Source organism: uncultured Pseudophaeobacter sp., assembly GCA_905479575.1.
In the GTDB taxonomy this organism is placed as follows: domain Bacteria; phylum Pseudomonadota; class Alphaproteobacteria; order Rhodobacterales; family Rhodobacteraceae; genus Pseudophaeobacter.
In genome coordinates, this window is the sequence record CAJQNB010000076.1 from 45,136 (window position 1) to 63,007 (window position 17,872).

Annotated in this window: 18 protein-coding genes; 9 read left to right on the forward strand and 9 right to left on the reverse strand. The window is 62.8% G+C overall.

Annotated elements, in window-relative coordinates:
* Positions 1–139 precede the first annotated feature (139 nt).
* The 7 genes from gspG (at position 140) to gspM (ending at position 5,202) form a co-directional block, all read left to right on the forward strand.
* Positions 140–613 carry a type II secretion system major pseudopilin GspG gene (gspG, locus tag QZ268_RS17980; protein WP_295455277.1) on the forward strand — a complete coding sequence of 158 codons (474 nt, stop codon included), beginning with the start codon at positions 140–142 and terminating at the stop codon, positions 611–613.
* A complete protein-coding gene (locus QZ268_RS17985) occupies positions 598–1,074 on the forward strand; it encodes a prepilin-type N-terminal cleavage/methylation domain-containing protein (protein ID WP_295455279.1) in 477 nt (158 codons plus the stop codon). Before gspG ends, QZ268_RS17985 begins: the two co-directional genes overlap by 16 nt.
* On the forward strand, positions 1,059–1,475 hold the full coding sequence (locus QZ268_RS17990; protein ID WP_295455281.1) for a hypothetical protein: 417 nt from the start codon (positions 1,059–1,061) through the stop codon (positions 1,473–1,475). Before QZ268_RS17985 ends, QZ268_RS17990 begins: the two co-directional genes overlap by 16 nt.
* Positions 1,472–2,215 (forward strand): type II secretion system protein GspJ, encoded by a 744-nt coding sequence (locus QZ268_RS17995; protein WP_295455283.1) that lies wholly within the window; start codon positions 1,472–1,474, stop codon positions 2,213–2,215. Before QZ268_RS17990 ends, QZ268_RS17995 begins: the two co-directional genes overlap by 4 nt.
* Positions 2,212–3,252 (forward strand): type II secretion system minor pseudopilin GspK, encoded by a 1,041-nt coding sequence (gspK, locus tag QZ268_RS18000; protein ID WP_295455285.1) that lies wholly within the window; start codon positions 2,212–2,214, stop codon positions 3,250–3,252. The genes QZ268_RS17995 and gspK overlap by 4 nt, the downstream gene beginning before the upstream one ends.
* A 157-nt stretch (positions 3,253–3,409) precedes the next feature.
* Positions 3,410–4,714 carry a type II secretion system protein GspL gene (gene gspL, locus QZ268_RS18005; protein WP_295455286.1) on the forward strand — a complete coding sequence of 435 codons (1,305 nt, stop codon included), beginning with the start codon at positions 3,410–3,412 and terminating at the stop codon, positions 4,712–4,714.
* Positions 4,714–5,202, forward strand: a complete 489-nt coding sequence (gspM, locus tag QZ268_RS18010; protein ID WP_295455288.1) for a type II secretion system protein GspM — start codon at positions 4,714–4,716, stop codon at positions 5,200–5,202. Before gspL ends, gspM begins: the two co-directional genes overlap by 1 nt.
* Positions 5,203–5,287: 85 nt before the next feature.
* Here gspM and QZ268_RS18015 read toward each other — a convergent pair whose 3' ends face one another.
* Positions 5,288–5,800: a hypothetical protein gene (locus QZ268_RS18015; protein ID WP_295455290.1), complete on the reverse strand. Its 513-nt coding sequence runs from the start codon at positions 5,798–5,800 to the stop codon at positions 5,288–5,290.
* Positions 5,801–5,929: 129 nt separating this feature from the next.
* On the opposite strand from QZ268_RS18015, the gene QZ268_RS18020 reads away from it, so the two are divergent.
* On the forward strand, positions 5,930–6,397 hold the full coding sequence (locus tag QZ268_RS18020; protein WP_295455292.1) for a type II secretion system protein N: 468 nt from the start codon (positions 5,930–5,932) through the stop codon (positions 6,395–6,397).
* Positions 6,398–6,410: 13 nt separating this feature from the next.
* Here the strand turns inward: QZ268_RS18020 and QZ268_RS18025 are convergent, their stop codons facing one another.
* The 7 genes from QZ268_RS18025 to rfbC all read right to left on the reverse strand — a co-directional run bounded on the left by QZ268_RS18025 (position 6,411) and on the right by rfbC (position 14,774).
* On the reverse strand, positions 6,411–7,667 hold the full coding sequence (locus tag QZ268_RS18025; protein ID WP_295455293.1) for a type II secretion system F family protein: 1,257 nt from the start codon (positions 7,665–7,667) through the stop codon (positions 6,411–6,413).
* The gene (locus tag QZ268_RS18030) at positions 7,664–9,196 is read right to left on the reverse strand and encodes an ATPase, T2SS/T4P/T4SS family (protein WP_295455295.1); all 1,533 of its coding nucleotides are present in this window, start codon (positions 9,194–9,196) and stop codon (positions 7,664–7,666) included. The genes QZ268_RS18025 and QZ268_RS18030 overlap by 4 nt, the downstream gene beginning before the upstream one ends.
* Positions 9,129–11,123: a type II secretion system secretin GspD gene (gene gspD / locus QZ268_RS18035; protein WP_295455297.1), complete on the reverse strand. Its 1,995-nt coding sequence runs from the start codon at positions 11,121–11,123 to the stop codon at positions 9,129–9,131. The genes QZ268_RS18030 and gspD overlap by 68 nt, the downstream gene beginning before the upstream one ends.
* 224 nt (positions 11,124–11,347) lie before the next feature.
* On the reverse strand, positions 11,348–12,238 hold the full coding sequence (gene rfbA / locus QZ268_RS18040) for a glucose-1-phosphate thymidylyltransferase RfbA (RefSeq protein ID WP_295455299.1): 891 nt from the start codon (positions 12,236–12,238) through the stop codon (positions 11,348–11,350).
* Complete coding sequence (gene rfbD / locus QZ268_RS18045) at positions 12,235–13,086, reverse strand: dTDP-4-dehydrorhamnose reductase (RefSeq protein WP_295455300.1); 852 nt, start codon at positions 13,084–13,086, stop codon at positions 12,235–12,237. Before rfbD ends, rfbA begins: the two co-directional genes overlap by 4 nt.
* Before the next feature lie 69 nt (positions 13,087–13,155).
* Positions 13,156–14,214 carry a dTDP-glucose 4,6-dehydratase gene (rfbB, locus tag QZ268_RS18050; protein ID WP_295455302.1) on the reverse strand — a complete coding sequence of 353 codons (1,059 nt, stop codon included), beginning with the start codon at positions 14,212–14,214 and terminating at the stop codon, positions 13,156–13,158.
* The gene (gene rfbC, locus QZ268_RS18055; protein ID WP_295455303.1) at positions 14,211–14,774 is read right to left on the reverse strand and encodes a dTDP-4-dehydrorhamnose 3,5-epimerase; all 564 of its coding nucleotides are present in this window, start codon (positions 14,772–14,774) and stop codon (positions 14,211–14,213) included. The genes rfbB and rfbC overlap by 4 nt, the downstream gene beginning before the upstream one ends.
* Positions 14,775–14,948: 174 nt before the next feature.
* Here rfbC and QZ268_RS18060 point away from each other — a divergent pair, with 174 nt between their 5' ends.
* On the forward strand, positions 14,949–16,193 hold the full coding sequence (locus QZ268_RS18060) for a glycosyltransferase family 4 protein (RefSeq protein WP_295455305.1): 1,245 nt from the start codon (positions 14,949–14,951) through the stop codon (positions 16,191–16,193).
* 243 nt (positions 16,194–16,436) lie between these two features.
* Here the strand turns inward: QZ268_RS18060 and QZ268_RS18065 are convergent, their stop codons facing one another.
* Positions 16,437–17,453 carry a replication initiator protein A gene (locus QZ268_RS18065; protein ID WP_295455307.1) on the reverse strand — a complete coding sequence of 339 codons (1,017 nt, stop codon included), beginning with the start codon at positions 17,451–17,453 and terminating at the stop codon, positions 16,437–16,439.
* Positions 17,454–17,872: the final 419 nt, after the last annotated feature.

Sequence of the window (17,872 nt, forward strand, 5' to 3'; positions counted from 1 at the left end):
ACCTGCTTTCAGGGTCTGCTTTCAGGGGCATGGTCTTCAAACCCCAAGGCTGAAACAATAGGGCGCTGCTCGGGTCGCGAGCAATGGACAAGCCGCGCAGCCCTCCCTTATCATGCCGTTACACAAATGAAAGAACCCCATGTCCAGCCTCTCTCCTCTGCCACATCCGCTGTCGGCATCACCGCTCCGCCGCCGCGATGCCGGATTTTCTTTGCTGGAGCTGATGGTTGTGGTGGTTATCCTCTCCATTCTGGCCCTGGTGGTGGTGCCCCGGGTCATTGATCGCCCGGATCAGGCCCGCGCCGCCCGTGCCCAGGCCGATATTGCCGCGATCAGCAGCGCGGTGCAGCTCTACCGACTGGACAATTTTCGCTACCCCAACACCGAACAGGGGCTGGCGGCGCTGGTCACCCGCCCAGCAGCAGATCCGGTGCCCAAAAACTGGGCCGAAAACGGCTATATGGATCGCTTGCCCATCGATCCCTGGGGCCAGCCCTATCAATATCTCTCACCTGGGGTGCATGGGGATTTTGATATCTTCAGCTACGGCGCCAATGGGGTCAGCGGTGGCACCGGCGCAGATCAGGATATCGGCTCATGGGCCCTGGAATAGAGACTGTTTTATCCGATCCTGCCCCGGGGACAGAGGCTGGGTTTACCCTGATTGAGTTGCTGGTCACCACGGCGATCCTGGCGATCCTGGCGGTGGGCGCTGCTCTCTCTCTGCCCCGGTCACAAAGCCCGGAACAGCAGGATATGGTGCTCTTTCAAAAGCAGGTCGAAAACCAGCAGCTGCTGGCCATCACCGGCGGCCAATCGCGCGGGTTGAAGATCACCGCCGAGGGGCTGCAACTGGCCCTGCGGCAGGACCAGGGCTGGCAGATTTCCCCCCGGGTGCAGCGCTGGCAGAGCCCCGTGCGGTTTGCCACACAAGCGCCCCAGTACAGGGGAGCTGACACGCCAGAGATCTTTTTCCTCGCCACCGGGGAAAGCACCGCATTCGACATCACCTTTGGGCGCCGCCAGCATTGTCGCGGCAGCAGCGAGGGAGTGCTGGCATGCAGCAGTCCCTGACACCCCAGAACCGCGATCCGGACCTGGCACCAGATCAACCCGGCCTGCGTGGCAATTCCGGCCTCACCCTCTTGGAGCTGGCCCTGGCCATTCTGGTTCTGTCCCTGGCCAGCCTTGCGGCCCTGCGCAGCAGCGATCAGTCCCGCCGCGCCATTGGCGGTGAGATGGCACGGCTGATGGCACGGGTTGCGGTGCAAAACCGCATCGAAGAGCTGGCTCTCTATGGCAGGGAGGCCGGCGGGCTGCCCCAACAGATCCGCATCGGCCCCCAACAGATCCGCCTTGACCACGAGATCAAGCCCACCGCTGGCGGCCTGCTGCGCTTTGAGGTGACAGGGCGGGCACAAAGTGGCGAGGGCGCCAGTCTGGTGACCTATTTGCCAAGCGCGGCAAGGCCGTGACACAGCCCCGACAGATCCCCGTGGCAGAGCCTCAAAACAGCCCCCCAGGATCCGGCACCTCCGCGCCCGGGCTCCCGCAACCAGAGAGCGGGCTCAGCCTGATCGAACTGGTGGTTGCCATGGCGCTGTTTGCCCTGGTTGCGGTCATGGGGACCCAGGCCCTGACCGGTATGATGCGCATGCGGGACGGGCTGCAGGGGCGCGCCGAACAGGTGGCGCAGCTGGATCGCGGGCTCAGCCTGCTGCGCAGGGATATCAGAGCCCTGGTACCAATGCTCTTTTACCCGCCAGAGCGTCAGCCACCGCAATCCGCGCTGCGCTTTCGCAACGGGGTGCTGTCTCTCTCTGTTGCAGGCCAGCCGCGGCTTCAAGATCTCAGTGCCGCGGCCCCGCCGCCCCTGCGCTTCCAACGGATCGACTGGGAGCTGCAGGGCGATGTGTTGCAACGGCGCAGCTGGCCAGCCCTGACCCCGGCGCTGCGCAGCAGCCGTCAGGATGCCCAGGCGGTGATGCCGGGGGTCACGGGGCTGCGGCTGCGCAGCTACTGGGCTGATCTGGGCTGGATCGACGGCGCGGGTAGCCTCGGGGTTTCTGCGGGCAGCCCCGGCGGGGGGCCCCTGGATGGTGATGGGGGAACCGCCGCTGCAGAACTCTACTCCAGTACCCTGCCCCTGGCCCTGGAGCTGATCCTGGAGACCGAGGATTATGGCGATATTTCCCTTGTCGAGACCCTGAAATGAGCGGGCGCACGCGCAAAACACCACCTGGAATGATCCAGTCTGGGACAGGCCAGGCCGGGATGGGCGGTTTTGTTCTGGTCAATGCCTTGGTGCTGGTGCTGGCCCTGGCGGCGCTCAGCACCTGGATGCTCAGCCGTGCCGAAGGCGGGCGGATGCGTTTGCAGGCCGGGCTGGAAGCCGCCCAGATCACCCTGGCCCTGGATGCGATGGACGCCCTGGCCCTCAGCCTGCTGCACCAGGACCAGGGCGCTATCGACCACACCGGGGAAGGCTGGGCCCGCCCCATAGCTGCTCTGGAGCTGGCACCGGAATTGATCCCCGGAGAGGGCCCCCGCGAGGTGGGCGGAGAAATCACGGATCTGCAGGGGCGGTTCAATGTGAACTGGCTGAGTGATTCCACTAATCTGGCTGCCCGGGCCGGGTTTGACCGGCTTTTGACCCAGCTCGCCCTGCCTGCGCAAACCGGGCAAACCCTCACCCGGTTTCTGCGCCCCGGCACCACCTTCAGCCGCGCCGAGCGGGCGCCCTGGCTGCAAATGGACCCGCCCCGCGATCCCATTGGCGGGCCACTGCTGAATGCGGATCAACTTGCAGAGCACCCCGGGTTATCGCCTGCCACCTATGCTCGGCTGCGCCCCTGGATCACCGCCCTGCCCAGTGACAGCGCTCTGAATGTGAACACCGCGCCCGCCGAGGTCCTGCAGGCCTTCTTGCCACATCTGCCCCCGGCAGCACTGTCACGCCTGCTGGCCCAGCGGCGCCGCCAGCCCTTTGCCTCGGTCGATGCCTTTTTGATTGCCGCCCGGCTGGAACAGCTCCTGGAGGAGCAACAGGAGGACGAGGCCGAAGACGATGGGGAAGAGGCCGCGCTTCGCCCGGAGCAGCTGACTGTGGGGAGCAGCTGGTTCCGCCTGGATGCCTGGGCGCGCCAGGATGGGCCCCAGGGCAGACTGGAGGCGCGACGCAGCACTCTCTTGCAGCGCCGCGGCCCCAGGCAACGCCCCGCACTCATCTGGCAAATCACCCGGCGCCCCTGATCCCGCCTCCTCTCTGGGCTCTCCGCGCAAAAGTCACAAAATGCCCCAACCTCTGCGGGATTGCACTTCACCGGCACAGTCGACATTCTGCCCCAATTCATCAGCCTCGATGCATCAGGGCGCCCCAGCACAGGCCCACACCAGGAGACCAACCGCAATGCCCACCGCTCGTCGGCCCCATCACCAGACAGTATCCCGGATGGATAGCTCACCGGAGTGCCTGCGTCTGGGCACAGACCGTCCAGCGGCCCAACAGGTGGTCATGGTGCCGGGTACCCAGGTGCCCCTGGTGCGGTTTGACCTGCCAAAGGGGCTGCGTGGGCAGGCCCGCGAACAGGTGGCACAGCGCCAGCTCGCGGATCGCACCGGCCTGCGCCAGGGGCTAACCCTGCATCCCTGCCCGCCACTGGATCGCAAAACTCAGGGCGGCAAAGCAAAAGGCGCGCATAAGTGGCACCAGGCCTTGATCGCCGAAAACCAGCTGTTGGAGCAGCTGCAGGATCTCTCCTGCCAGGCAGTGCTGCCGGATTACATGACCCTGCCCACTGCCCCCGAAATCTGGACCCTGTGCCGCGATCACCTGCCCCTTGCCGCCCCAGCGGATGCGGCATCTTTCTCCACTGCAGACAGCCAAGAAGAGATCGTAATGGCGCGCCTGGGTCCCGACGACGGGTTCAGCGCCCAGCCCGCCCTGGCCGAGGCCCAGCTGGAGCGCGCCCTGAGCACCGGTCCGACCCCAAGGGCCTGGTTGCTGCTGTCTCCCCAAGGAGAGGCCGACCCGCTGATCGCCCTGGCCGCCGCCCATGGTATTCCTCTGGTCCATGACACCTCAGATCTGACCGATCTGGGGCTGCCTCCCCCCCGCGTCCTGCAGCATGGGGAACTGGCCTGTGACCTGCGCCGCAATCCAATGGCCGCCCGCAACCAGCTGGAGCGGCAGCTCAGGCCCTGGCGCTGGCCCTTGCTGGCCGGAGCCCTGGCCGCCACGATCTGGGCCATAACCCAAAGCCTGGCCACCGCCCGGCTGGAAGCGGAAACCGCAGCAATCAGCCGTCGCACCACCCAACTCGTGCAAGAGGCCTTTGTGCCCCAGGGCCCAATGCTGGATACCCGGCTCCAGGTCAGCCGGGCGCTCGACACGCTACACCGAGCCAGCAACGCCAATCGCAAGACTAGTGACCCACTAACCCTAACGGCCCAGGCGGCCCGGGTTGTGGCCAGCGCCGGGCAGCAGCCAGAGCTGCTGAGCTATGACGAAAGTGAGGGCCTCTTACTGGGACTGCAAGTGGACGATTTTGCAGCCGTCGACCAGCTGTACAGCGCCCTCGACAGTGCTGGACTGACGGTCCAACTGCGCGATTCCCGCGTAAGCGATGGGCAGGATAGCGTGCGGGCAGAGTTCCTCATCACCGGCCCCTCGCCCAAACCCCAGACTGCCGCCCAGACAGGAGCACGCCCCTGATGGCCCGATTGATCGATTTGCTGCTCTCTCTCAACAGCCGCGAACGCGGCCTCTTGGCGCTGCTTGCGGTCACCGCCGTTCTGGGGTTGGTTTTTGGCGGACTTTTGCCACTCCATGAGCAGCGTCAAAGCGCCGAGATAGCGCAGCATGAGGCCCGTGCTTTGGAAGCCTGGGTTGTTGATCGCATTGCAGAAAAATCGACCCTAACAGGGGGTACTTCAACCATCTATCCGAATCCCATCGGCCTGAGCAGCATCGAGCAAGGATTGATTTCAGCCCAGTTGCGCCCGCAGCTCAGCGCGCTGACACGGCAAGACGACAATGGTCTGACCCTGCGGTTTGATCAGGTGGATTTTCTGCGGCTTGCCAGTTGGCTTTCGGCCGCACATCCGGCCTGGGGCTATCATTTCAAAAATTTCCGCCTGGAAGCACTGGAGCAGCCGGGGCAGATCGCGGCCTGGATTGAGCTCAGCCCGGCGCAGGAGTAAAAATGCCCGGCCAAACTGGTGGTGGGCCAAGCTGGTGGTGTTTCAGACCCAGACCCGAGGTAAGATATCGCGGCGCAGCGCCTGATCAAAGCGCCTTGAGACGGGCTGCGATACTGGCCTTGCGCCCGGCCATTCCTCCCAAGGGGTCCAGATCCGCATGGGATTTCAGCACCTCGCTGAGCGCTTTTTGAGCCGCCACCAACTGGGCCTTGCCGGCCGCAGTCTGATCCTGCGACAACAGGATCAACCCCAGCTCATGCTGCGCCGTGCCCTGAACGGCCAGCGCCGCGCCGCGGGCGGTGCCGCTTTGACTCTGGGCCAGATTGCTTGCGGCTGATGCGGCTTCGGAAAAATTGCCAGCCCGCAGTTCCGCATGGGCATATTCCAGCTGCAACCGCGGGGTTAGGGGGCCAGCCTGGGAGATCAGTTTCAGATAGGCCTTGCGAGCGCGCTCATAATCGCCGGCTTCCAGGGCATTGCGGGCCACTGCATATTTCGACTGAAAGCCGCTGCCGCTGCTCATGGTCTCGCCACAGCTGCCCAAAACCAGCGCCAGACCCAAAGCCCAGCCGGCCGTTAAAAGTGATCTCGCCTGCATTGCCGCTCTTTTCATATTTATTTGCCTGCAAAAATTTACCATCTTTACGGCACTGCGTCCATCTGAGAGCAGTCTTTGCACAGAGGGTGTGGCCGCTTCGCCAACCCGCAGCAGACATCAAAGGTTTCCATGCGCCTGATTGCCACCATTATGACACTGGTCGCCCTGGGTTTCACCGCCTGGGCGGGTCTGGCTCTCTGGCTGGAACTGACCCGTGCACCCGCCCAGGTCTCAGCCCCGGCGCAGCCTGCTGTTGCAGCCGCCACCCCGACAAAAGCACCGCCCTCTTCGGCGCCGCCCTGGCCTGCCCTGTTTGGCGAAAGGCAACCGCCAAAGCCACAGCCCCCCGCCCAGGTGACAGCGCCGCAACCCCCGCGCCCGCCAAAACCCCCGATTGACAGTCTTGGCTATCGGCTCAAAGGCCTGGTGCAGGTCAGCAACGCCACCTGGGCTATGGTTTCCCACCCCACCGGCGAACAGCTGGTGCGCATTGGCGATCCCCTGGGAGAGCAGATGACCGTCTCCAGAATTGATGATGAGGGACTCTGGGTCAGCCGGGGGGGGGATACACCAGAGCTGTTGGGGTTTGCAGACTAACGCAGCGCCGATCTCAGCCCGCAACCACCGCCTGCAAATCAAAGATCGGCAACAGGACCGCCAGTACAATCACCAGCACCAAGCCCCCCACCAACATCATCAAAGCAGGCTCTAACAAGGCAGCAATGCGCTTTCGTTCGGTGGAAAGCCGATGCTCGACCAGGGTTGCAGCCCGGGCGCTCATCGGCGCCAGGCGCACCGAGATCTCTCCGGCGGCAATCAGCTGGCGCGCCACCGGTGGTAAAAAGGTGAGCTGCGCCAGGGCCGCCGAGAGACTTTCGCCCTGCTGCACCCGCTGGGTGACAGCGCGGGCCTCCTGCTGGAAACCCGCGATACTCAAGACCTCCACCGCGCTGTCGGTGGCACTGAGTACCGCATGGCGCGACCCCAGCACCAGGGCCAGGGTGCGCAGATATTGCACCGAGGCCGACAGCCGCATCAGCCGCCCCAGCACCGGCAGACGCAGCATCAGTCGATCGCGACGCTGCCGCAGGCTGGAAATTCGCGGCACCACCGCCCCAAACACCACCAGCCCCAGCAGGGCAATACCGATGCTGCCGGCATAGTCTCGGATCAGGTCCGATACCGCCAGGATAGCCTGGGTCAGCCCCGGTAGTGGGCGACCCGACATCTCGAACATGGCGACGATTTCAGGAGCTACATTGACCATCAGGATCGCACAGACCAAAAGCGACACAGCCGCCACAAAGCCCGGATAGATCAGCGCCGTGGCAATCTGCGCCTTGTCACTGCCCAGCTGCTCCAGGTGCTCGGCCAGTTCATGAAAAACCTCGGCCAGCTCGCCCGCGCTTTCGCCCGCGCGCAGCGCCGCCAGATAATAGGGCGCAAACCCAGCCCCTCCCCGGGCCAGTGCCTCCGACAGGCTGGCACCATCCAGCAGAGCCGCCCGGGCCTCGGCGGCCACCGCGTCCAGCAGCGGATGTCCACCGCTGCGCACCGCCTCAAGCGCTTCTTCCACCGGCAGTTCAGCCCCCAGCATCACCGCCATCTGACGGGTGAACACCACCTGCAGATCCGGGCTCAGGCGATGGCGCCAAGTGGTGACAAAGGCAAAAGGCCCCGACGCCGGATCTGATGTTTTGCTGTCACTCTTGCCGGATCCTGCTTGCCTGCGCGTCTCGCTCAGTTCAGCGACAAAAAGGTCCTGCGCCGCCAGCTGGCGGCTGGCATCGCCTTCGGTTTCGGCCACAACTGAGCCGCTGCGTCGCCGGCCTCCTTTGGTATAGGCGATATAGCGATAGGCCTTCACGCGACATCCCCAACCACACGCAGGGCTTCTTCAAGACTGACCTCGCCCAATGCCACCGCAAGCAAGCCCTGACCAATCAGGGTTTCGCCCGCGCTCAGCGCCAGCTCTTTCAATTCGGCCTCGGTGGCGCCACGGTCAATGGCCTCGGTGATCTGTGGCGTCACCTCTGCCATTTCAAAAATCCCAATCCGCCCAGCATAGCCACTGCCGCCACAGCTCGTGCAGCCCACCGGCGCCTGGATCTGCTCGGGCACTGCCAGCCCGTGGCGCTGAAACAGCGCGGCGTCCTCGGCGCTGGGGGCCTGTGGCTGGCGGCAGCTGTGACAGAGCCGCCGCAGCAACCGCTGAGCGATCACCCCGCGCAGGGTCGCCGCGATGAGGAAATTATCCAGCCCCAGGTCGCGCAGGCGGACAATGGCCCCAACCGAGCTATTGGCATGCAGCGAGGAAAACACCAGATGGCCAGTGAGCGCCGCCTGGGCCGCGGTCTGGGCAGTTTCCGGGTCGCGCACCTCGCCGACCAGAATGACATCCGGGTCCTGACGCAGGGTGGCACGCAGCCCGGCGGCAAAGCTCATGCCGATCTCGGCGTTGATCTGGCTTTGACTGATCCCCGGCAGATCATATTCGATCGGGTCTTCCACCGTGACGATATTGCGCTCGGCGCGATCGGCCAGTTGCAGCAGCGAATACAGCGTCGTGGTCTTGCCGGCACCGGTGGGGCCGGTGGCCAGGATGATGCCATTGGGAAAGCCGGAAAGTCGCTTTAGTAGGGACTGTTGTTGCGCCGACAACCCCAGATCCTGCAACGGCCGCAGCCCGGTTGACCGATCCAGGATCCGCAGCACGATGCGTTCGCCGTAATGACCCGGCAGGGAGCTGACCCTTGTGTCGATCTGCCGCCCGGCCAGGGAAAGCGGGATGCGGCCATCCTGCGGCAGCCGGGTCTCGGCGATATCCAACCCGGCCATGACTTTCAGCCGCGACACGATGCGTTTCACCGGCACATCCGAGCGATCCATCACCTCTTGCAAAAAGCCGTCAATGCGCATGCGCACCCGCAAGCCCCCCTCATGGGGTTCGATATGCAGATCCGAGGCGCCGCTTTGCACCGCCCGCGCCAAGAGCTGATTGACCAGGGTGATCACCGGCGCATCCCCCGGCTCCTCCAGCAGATCTCGTTGTCGACGGGCAAAGGCGGCCTCTTCCAGGTCAAAGCTCAGCTCATCCTGCTGGGGCCCGGCCCCATCCTGTTGATAGACCCGCGCCAGGGCCAGCTCAAACCCGGGCTGATCCAGGGTTTCCACCCGAAGCCCCGGCACCAGCCCCAGCCGACGCTGCGCCTCACGTAGGCCAAAGCCATCGGCAGCGGGGCCCAGGATCAGGCAGCCCGCGTCAAAAATCACCTGCTGATCGCGGGCAAAACCAAAGGGCAGGCCAGCTGCCAGTTCTGAGGCCGGATCAGTTTCCACCTTGGAAGCGGAGGCGACTGGGGAGAGGGGGGTAGTTGCGGCGTTGCGCGGCATCATCGATAAATCCGGCATCAAAGGGCTGGTTGAGATCGGCCCCATCAAAGGGCAGCGCCCCAAGCGGGGTGCGGGGGAAACGGCCATCATCCACCGGGGCGATATTGCCGCTGATGGTCTGCGCCTTGCGCGACAGCTGGCGGGTGATCCGCTGCGCTTCGGCCTCGTTAGAGACCACCTGAGGGCGCAGTAACACCAGCAGAACGCGTTGATTATTCGAGCCGCTCTTGCCACGAAACAACCCCCCCACCAAGGGGAGTTCAGCCAGGCCCGGCACCTTTTGGCTGACCCCGCCCGAGCCATTTTCCAGCAATCCGCCCAGCATGATGACATTGCCATCACGCACCAATGCGGTGGTCGACAGAGACCGGCGCGAGGTGATCTCGCCACCGGAAGCGGCGGTGGAATTGGTCAGGTTAGAGACTTCCTGCTTGATCACCATGCGCACGGTGCGGTCGGCATTGATCTGCGGCGTCACATTCAGGGTTAGGCCAATATCCTGGCGTTCGATGGTCTGAAACGGATTATCAACCGAGCTGCTATCGCTGACAGTGGAATAGCTGCCGGTGACAAAGGGCACATTCTGCGCCACTACGATCTCGGCCTCCTGGTTGTTCAGGGTCAGGATCGAGGGCGTCGACAACAGCCGGGTGGAATTCACCGAGGCAATGGCGGTGATCAGCCCGACAATGCCATCGCCGCCGGCGTTGCGTTTGACACCGCCAAAGACGCCGCCCGATCCCAGTGTTGCGCCACCGCCATTGGAAACCGATGAAATCAGATTGGTCAGGCTGGAGCGCCCGGGCAGATCAAACTGGGCGCCGCCCACCAAGGCATTGTTTAACACCGCGCCAAACTGCACCGACAGATCCGACAGCCCCTCGACCGACATTTCAAAAATCACCGCCTCGACCAGCACCTGGGTGGGGCGCTGATCCAGATAGCGCACCATCTGCACGATATCGTCAATACGTTCCTGTGGCGCCGAGACCAGCAGCGTATTGGTCTGCAGCTCGGGCACGATGCGCACCGCCGCCCGGGTGCCAGAATCGCTATCACTGTTCAGGGTGCGCATCACCACATCCGAAATCGCCGCCGCATCGGCGTAGTTCAGCGCCACCGCCCGCGACACCACGGTATCGCGCTGGGTGTCCAGCTCATCCACCAAGAGCCGCACCCGGTGACGCAGCGCCTCGGAACCAGAGATCAGCAGCGCGTTTGACCGACGATCAACGCTCACCGAAGAACCCTCGGGGATCAGATCCATCGATTGCACCACCTGCAAGACCTCAGCCGCATTGGCGTTTTGCAGCCGCAGGATCTCGATTGGGGGAGCGGCCCGGGGCTGGTCCAACCGTTTGATCAGCCGGGTAATCCGATTGAGGTTGGCGCTGCGATCCGAAATGATCAGCCGCTTGGCGCCAGGCACCGGGGTCATCACTGCCTCGGCCGGCAACAGTGGTCGCACCACCTCAATGACCTCTTGCAAGGGCACCTCGCGCACCGGGATCACCCGGGTTTCAAAGCCACTAGGCAAGCCGGCGCTGCCCCCCGTCGACAGCTCTCGCGCCACATTCATCGGCACGATGCGATCCGCACCTGCCCCTTCAATCAGGGTCAGCCGGTTCAGCTCCAGCACCGACAGGAAGACCTCAAACAAATCCTGCGGCGACATCTGATCTGGTGCCAGCACCGTCACTGTGCCGCGCACCCCCGGGTCCAGCACAAAGCTGCGGCCGGTGGCTTCAGAGACAATTTCGACAAAATTGCGCAGGTCGGCATCGCGCAGATCCAGCGTCACCTGGGCGCGCAGGGGCTGCGCCAGGAGCAGCAGCATAAGCGCCCCTGCCCCGATCCAAAGACGGAGACCCCAGATAAAACCAATCCGCGCCGGTTGCAGGACCGGATGCATCGCTGCGCGCTGTGTCATGAGCTGCTCTTTATATACCTGGCGGGTCTGCCCGAATCCCTGGTGGATTCTCCAGCCCCGCTTCTCTGATGTGCTGACCGGCATCATAGAGGGTTTACGCCCAAAACCCACGGTTTTCTGACCGGGCCGCCGCCAGGTTTGAATCACCTGTGGCGCGGGGCTCTGCCCCCACGGGATATTTAGGGCCAAATGAAGCCCATGCCTCTGCGGCAGGGCCCCGGCACCTAGTCCAGCAGGCGTTCCAGATAGCGGCCGTAGTCGTTTTTGGCAAAGAGCTTGGCCCGCGCCTTGAGCTGGTCGCGGTCGATCCAGCCCTGCTCAAAGGCGATTTCTTCCGGGCAGCCGGTCTGCAGCCCCTGGCGCTCCTGCAGGGTGCGGACAAAGTTCCCCGCCTCCAGCAATGAGCCATGGGTGCCGGTATCGAGCCAGGCATAGCCCCGGCCCATGGTCTCAACCCGTAGGGCCTCTTCGTCCAGATAGCTCTGCAGCAGATCGGTGATCTCAAGCTCACCGCGGGGAGAGGGCTGCACCGCCCGGGCCCGCTCTGGCGCCGAGCCATCGAGGAAATACAGCCCCGTCACCGCGTAATTTGACGGTGGGGCCTGCGGCTTTTCGATGATCTGACGGGCGCGGCCATCTGCATCAAAGGCCACCACCCCATAGCGTTCGGGATCGGCCACGTGATAGCCAAAGACAGTGCCACCCGCAGGCTGCGCATCCGCCGCCGCCAGCAGTTTGGGCAGGCCATGGCCAAAGAAGATATTATCCCCCAGCACCAGCGCCGACGGCGCCCCGGCCAGAAACGCCTCGGCCAGAATAAAGGCCTGGGCCAGGCCATCGGGCGCGGGCTGCACCACATAGGTCAGCTCAACCCCCCACTGGCTGCCATCGCCCAGGGTGCGTTTGAACTGTGCCTGATCCTGCGGTGTTGTGATCACACAGATCTCACGGATCCCCGCCAGCATCAGCACGCTCAGGGGATAATAGATCATCGGCTTGTCATAGATCGGCAACAGCTGTTTTGAGACGCCCATGGTGATCGGATACAGCCGGGTGCCAGAGCCCCCCGCCAAAATGATGCCTTTTCGATCCGCGCCGGGCTTGCCTGCACTCATAATGCCTCTCCTAAATCGTTCAAAATATCCCTAAGTCCCAGCCGCCAATCGGGCTGAGAAATGTTAAAAACAGTCTCTAATGTTGCGCAATCCAATCGTGAGTTCAGCGGCCGCGCCGCCGGGGTTGGATAGGCGGAGGTGGCAATATCCGTCACCTCACAGGTCATCCCGGCCTGGGCAAAAATCTCCGCCGCAACCCCGGCCCAGCTCACCTCAGGCAGGCCCTGCAAATGGTAGGTGCCGGATTTACCCCGGTCCGCCCGCAATTGCCGCGCCATCTCCAGGCAGGCGGCGGCAATGTCGCGCGCCGGAGTGGGCGCGCCGATCTGGTCCCCGACAATACTCAGATGATCCCGCTCCGCCCCCAGGCGCAGCATGGTTTTGACAAAGTTATGGCCATGGGCCGAAACCACCCAGGAGGTGCGCAAAATGGCATAGCGCCCGCCGGTAGCCGCCACGGCTTCTTCCCCCGCCAGCTTGGAGCGCCCATAGGCATTGATCGGCGCCACAGCATCGCTTGGCTGCCACGGGGTCGTGCCACTGCCATCAAAGACATAATCCGTCGAGACGGTCACAAAGGGAATGTCCAGCTCGGCACAGGCCTGGGCCATCGCCGCCGGCGCTGCACCGTTCACCACCTGGGCCAGCGCGTCTTCCTCTTCGGCGCGGTCCACCGCCGTATAGGCGGCAGCATTGATCACGGCGACAGGGGCATAGTGCCCAATAGCCTCGGCGCAGGCGGCGGGATCCGACAGATCCACCTGCGCGCGGCCCAGACAGGTCACCCCTTCCAGCAGCGCCAGTTCCCGCGCCAACTGACCGGTTTTTCCAAACACCAAAATGCTCATGTCCTGCGCCCTATTTTCATCTTGCTGTAAATACCTCCGCCGGAGGCCGGCTTTCCAGCTGGAAAGCCGCTACTGCCTTGTCCCCGTCCCCAGCCGCTGCCCCACACCATCGCGGGTCTGCAGGGCGCGCCACCAGGCCTCATTCTCCAGATACCACTGCACCGTGCGCTGCAGCCCTTCCTCAACCGTCACAGAGGGGCGCCAGCCCAGCTCCGCGCGGATACGCGAGGGATCAATTGCATAGCGCGCATCATGGCCCGGGCGATCCGTCACAAAGGTGATCTGATCCTGGTAGGACAGGCCATCTGCACGGGGGCGTTTTTCATCCAGAATGGTGCAGAGGGTTTGCACCAGTTCCAGGTTGGAACACTCGTTCTCACCGCCAATATTATAGCTGCGTCCCAGCTGGCCCTTTTGCAGCACCAACAGCAGCGCATCGGCGTGATCTTCCACATAGAGCCAGTCGCGCACGTTTGATCCATCGCCGTAGATCGGCAGCGCCTTGCCCGCCAGCGCGTTCAGGATCACCACCGGCACCAGCTTTTCCGGGAAATGGAAGGGGCCGTAGTTGTTGGAACAATTGGTCAGCACCACCGGCAAGCCATAGGTCTCGGCCCAGGCGCGCACCAGATGGTCAGAGGCCGCCTTGCTGGCGGAATAGGGCGAGCGCGGATCGTAAGCCGTCTCCTCAGTAAACTGCACAGATGGGTCGGCAGGCAGCGAGCCATAGACCTCATCCGTCGAAATGTGATGAAAGCGAAACCCCTCTGGGCGGCCACATTCGGTCCAGTATTTGCGCGCTGCTTCCAGCATATTAAAGGTGCCGGTGATATTGGTCTCGATAAAATCGCCAGGCCCATCAATCGAGCGGTCCACATGGCTCTCGGCAGCCAGATGCATCACCGCATCCGGGGCATGGGCGGCAAAGATCCGGTCCAGCGCCGCACGATCGCGAATGTCTGCCTGCTCAAAGGCGTAGTTGGGATGATCCGCCACCTCGGCCACATTCTCCAGGCAGGCGGCATAGGTCAGCGCATCCAGGTTCACCACCCGATGGCCATCGCCAATGGCGCGACGCACCACCGCCGAGCCGATAAACCCGGCCCCGCCGGTCACCAGAACTTTCATGCCAGTGCTCCCTGCCAGACAAAGGGGCTGTCAAAATCCGCCAGTGCAGGCGCCGCTGCGTCCTTTTCTGACAGTAGCGGCGGGCCGTCAAAGCCCCAGTCCACACCGCAGCTGTCCCAGGCCACCGCGCCATCGCAGTCCGGCGCGTAGTAATCGCTGCATTTATACAGGATCTCGGTCTCTGGTGCGAGGGTGATAAACCCATGCAGGAACCCCACCGGCACCAACAGTTGTTTGCCATTTTCCGCCGTCAGCTCGATACCAAACCACTGCCCATAGGTCGGCGAGCCCTTGCGGATGTCCACCGCCACATCAAACAGCGCCCCACGACCACAGCGCACCAGTTTGGCCTGCGCATGGGGCGGCGACTGAAAATGCAGCCCCCGCAGGGTGCCCTTTTGCATCGACAGCGAATGATTGTCCTGCACAAAGTCGATTTCAATCCCCTGCTCGGCCAGGCTGCGTTGGCTCCAGCATTCGCTAAAAAATCCTCGCGCATCCCCAAATCGCTGCGGCACCAGAACCTTTAGCCCCGACAATGGAGTATCGTCTACCTGCACAACCTGTCCCCAATCTGTTCTCTTCAAAATCTTTCATAGTCATAACAATGCCCCACTTGATTGTCACCGTGAAACAGAAGGCAAAACAGCCCATTCAAAGCATGACCACTTGCCTCATCCCAGAGGAGCCGCCAAACAAACAAATAATTTCTTACATGAGCTTACCGATCTTCAATGAAACTTCTTTTTGTCCATCAAAACATGCCCGGCCAATACCGCGAGCTGCTCACCTGGCTGGTCCAACAGGGCGGCCATGAGATCCTCTTTCTCACCCAGCGCCGGGGGCTGCGGCTGCCGGGGGTGACAACCGTGACCTACACCCCCCACCACCAGCCCGCCAAAGACGCCTATGGGCTGTCACGGGACTGGGAGACGGCCGCAGGGGCCGGGCTTGGCGCCGCCCTGGCAGCCCGTCAGCTGGAACGCGACCAGGGCTTTAAGCCCGATATCATCATCGGCCATACTGGCTGGGGCGAATTATTGTTCATGAAAGAGATCTGGCCGGATGTGCCGGTGATCGGCTTTTTTGAATATTTCTACCGCACCTCTGGTGGCTTGGTTGGCTTTGACCCGGAAAACCCCGCCAATGATCAGGCCGGCTTTTTTGCCCAGGCGCGCAATACCGTGCCCTATGCCAGTATCGAAGCGGTCGATCAGGGCCATACTCCCACCCTGTGGCAACGCGACCGCTTCCCGCCGTCCTTCCATGACCGCATGTATACCTGCCACGATGGCATTCGCTGTGATCGCTTGCTGCCCGATGCCAATGCTTCGGTTGGCTTGGGGCGGCTGGAGCAGCCGCTGACCCGCGACGACGAGGTCATCACCTATGTGGCGCGCAATATGGAACGCGCCCGCGGCTTTCACATCATGATGCGCGCCCTGCCCCAGATCCTGGCCACCCGCCCCAAGGCGCGGGTTTTGATGATTGGCGGCAACGAGACCTCCTACGGGGTTGAGAGCAGCCATCCCAAAGGCCTGCGCGGCGAAATGGAAGCGGAACTTGGCGACAGCGTCGATTGGAGCCGGGTGCATTTCCTCGGCAAGGTGCCCTATGAGGATCTCTGCCGTATCCTGCGCATCAGCCGCTGCCATATCTACCTGACCATGCCCTTTGTGCTCAGCTGGTCGCTGCTCGAGGCGATGTCGATGCAGGCCACCGTGGTGGCGGCAGATGTGGCCCCGGTGCGCGAGGCGGTCACCCATGGGCAGACCGGTATGTTGGTGGATTTCTTTGACCCGGGCGCGCTTGCGGATCAGGTGGTGGATGTGGTGGGTAATCCAGGATCTTACGCCCATCTGGGCCCCGCGGCCCGCGCTCATGTGCTGCAAAATTACGATTTCCTCAGCCATTGCCTGCCCGAACATATCGCCCAGATCAACGCCCTGGTGCCTGCCGCCAAACGGATCCAGATCTAGCGCGCCCGGCCTTGAACAGGCATCACCTGTTCGCGGCCTTCGCCTGCGGCTCAAGGCCAAAAGTGATGCGCGATACCTCAGGTGAAAGGCCGAGCACTTTCGTCAAATGTTTCGCGCGCGAAACATTTGATGCTCTCCCATTTGATGCTCCCCGGCGAGGGGCTTTCCCTTTGGCTGAAAATATCCTGGGGCAATGCGCGCCGTGGCGCCAGGGGGCTTAGCCCCCCTTTCAACGATAGAGTCTTATTCCGAGCCGCGTTTTTTCACCCAGCCCAGAAAGGCCGCATCGGCCTGGCGCAGGCGTGGCCGCCCGGATCTGGCCCACATGGCGCGCCACTCGGCCTCCAGCCCGTAGACATCTGCCCCCGGCATCAAATCACGGGCGCGCTCCAGCGTGGTGGCTTTCAGAACCGGCGCATCCAGAGCCCCCGGCTCGGTCACCGCGTGTTTCTGACTGAACCGGATCAAATCCCCCGGCAGCTCTTCCATGGCATAGTCCGGCAGCGGCTGCGCCTCTATCATGTCGCGGACCATCTTGCGAAACACCCGGCGCGGACTGGCGGAGCCGGATTTTTTCAGCAGGGTTTCCACCGAAATGGTCCAGGCGCTTTGGCGACCACAGTGTTTGCGTGTCAGCTCATAGATGCGCCGCTCCAGCGGTTTGCGCAGGCGAAAGTAATCCCGGCTCAGCGTCAGCACCGATTTTGACAGCACCGCGCGAAACAGCCAGTCCGACAGGGTCACCGCCACATTGACCATGCGCCCACCCCGCGCTTTGCGTACAATCTCCCAGCTCTCGATCAGGCCAAAGCCAGAGGTCACCTCTTCGCCACCCGTCACGATATTGGTGGTGATGCGGGTGCCGGCCAGACGCTCAAAGCTCTCGCGCAGGCGCCGGTAGGCATCGCCCGAGGTCTCGCGGTTGGTGGCGATCAGCAGATCATGGGCCTTCAGATGCAGGGTGCGCGACAGTTGCCGCCCGGCATTCTGCGCCGCCATCAGCTGGCTGATACAGAAGATCAGGATATCCTTGTCATGAATCGTCGCCAGACCTTTGACCGATGGCACCACGGTGATCTCGGCGCCATTATGTTCGTAGTTCAGGATGCGCCGGTCCGGCCGCGTCGCCAGGGAAAACAGCGGATGCTCCATCGAGGCCAGATCGTTTTTGGGAATCGCATCAAAGATATCGCAGAGGAAAAAACGCCCCTCTGCGCCCCCCTGCGCTTCAGCTGGATATGCTCCGCCTGCCGCCGCCATAACTGCCCCGCCCGTTCTGCCTGCTGCCCCCAGGTTTTTGCGTCTGAGTTGTCAGACTCCCGGGTGACTCGTTTTCGTGGTTTTGATTACGCCCACCCTAGAGTTATCCACATGGTTTCTCAACGGGGTTCCGGAATCGTTGCTTCGGGGGTTTGGAGTCAGTTCAACGGGGTTTCAGAGTCACTTCTGGCAAAAAATGTGGCCAAATGATCAGTAAAAAAAGGGCTTTGCGCCAGTCTCCCATGTCCTATAACTATAATATAACTCATAAATAACAGGGTAGAAAAATTTTCGCCCCCCAAAAGCCGCCGCTTTCCCCTCGTGCACAGGCTTGATTTGCTTAGAAAAAGAAAAAGGTCTGCGCATATTCTTCCCATGTGCCGCCTTTTGTGCTATCAGTCCATAAAGACGATACATGA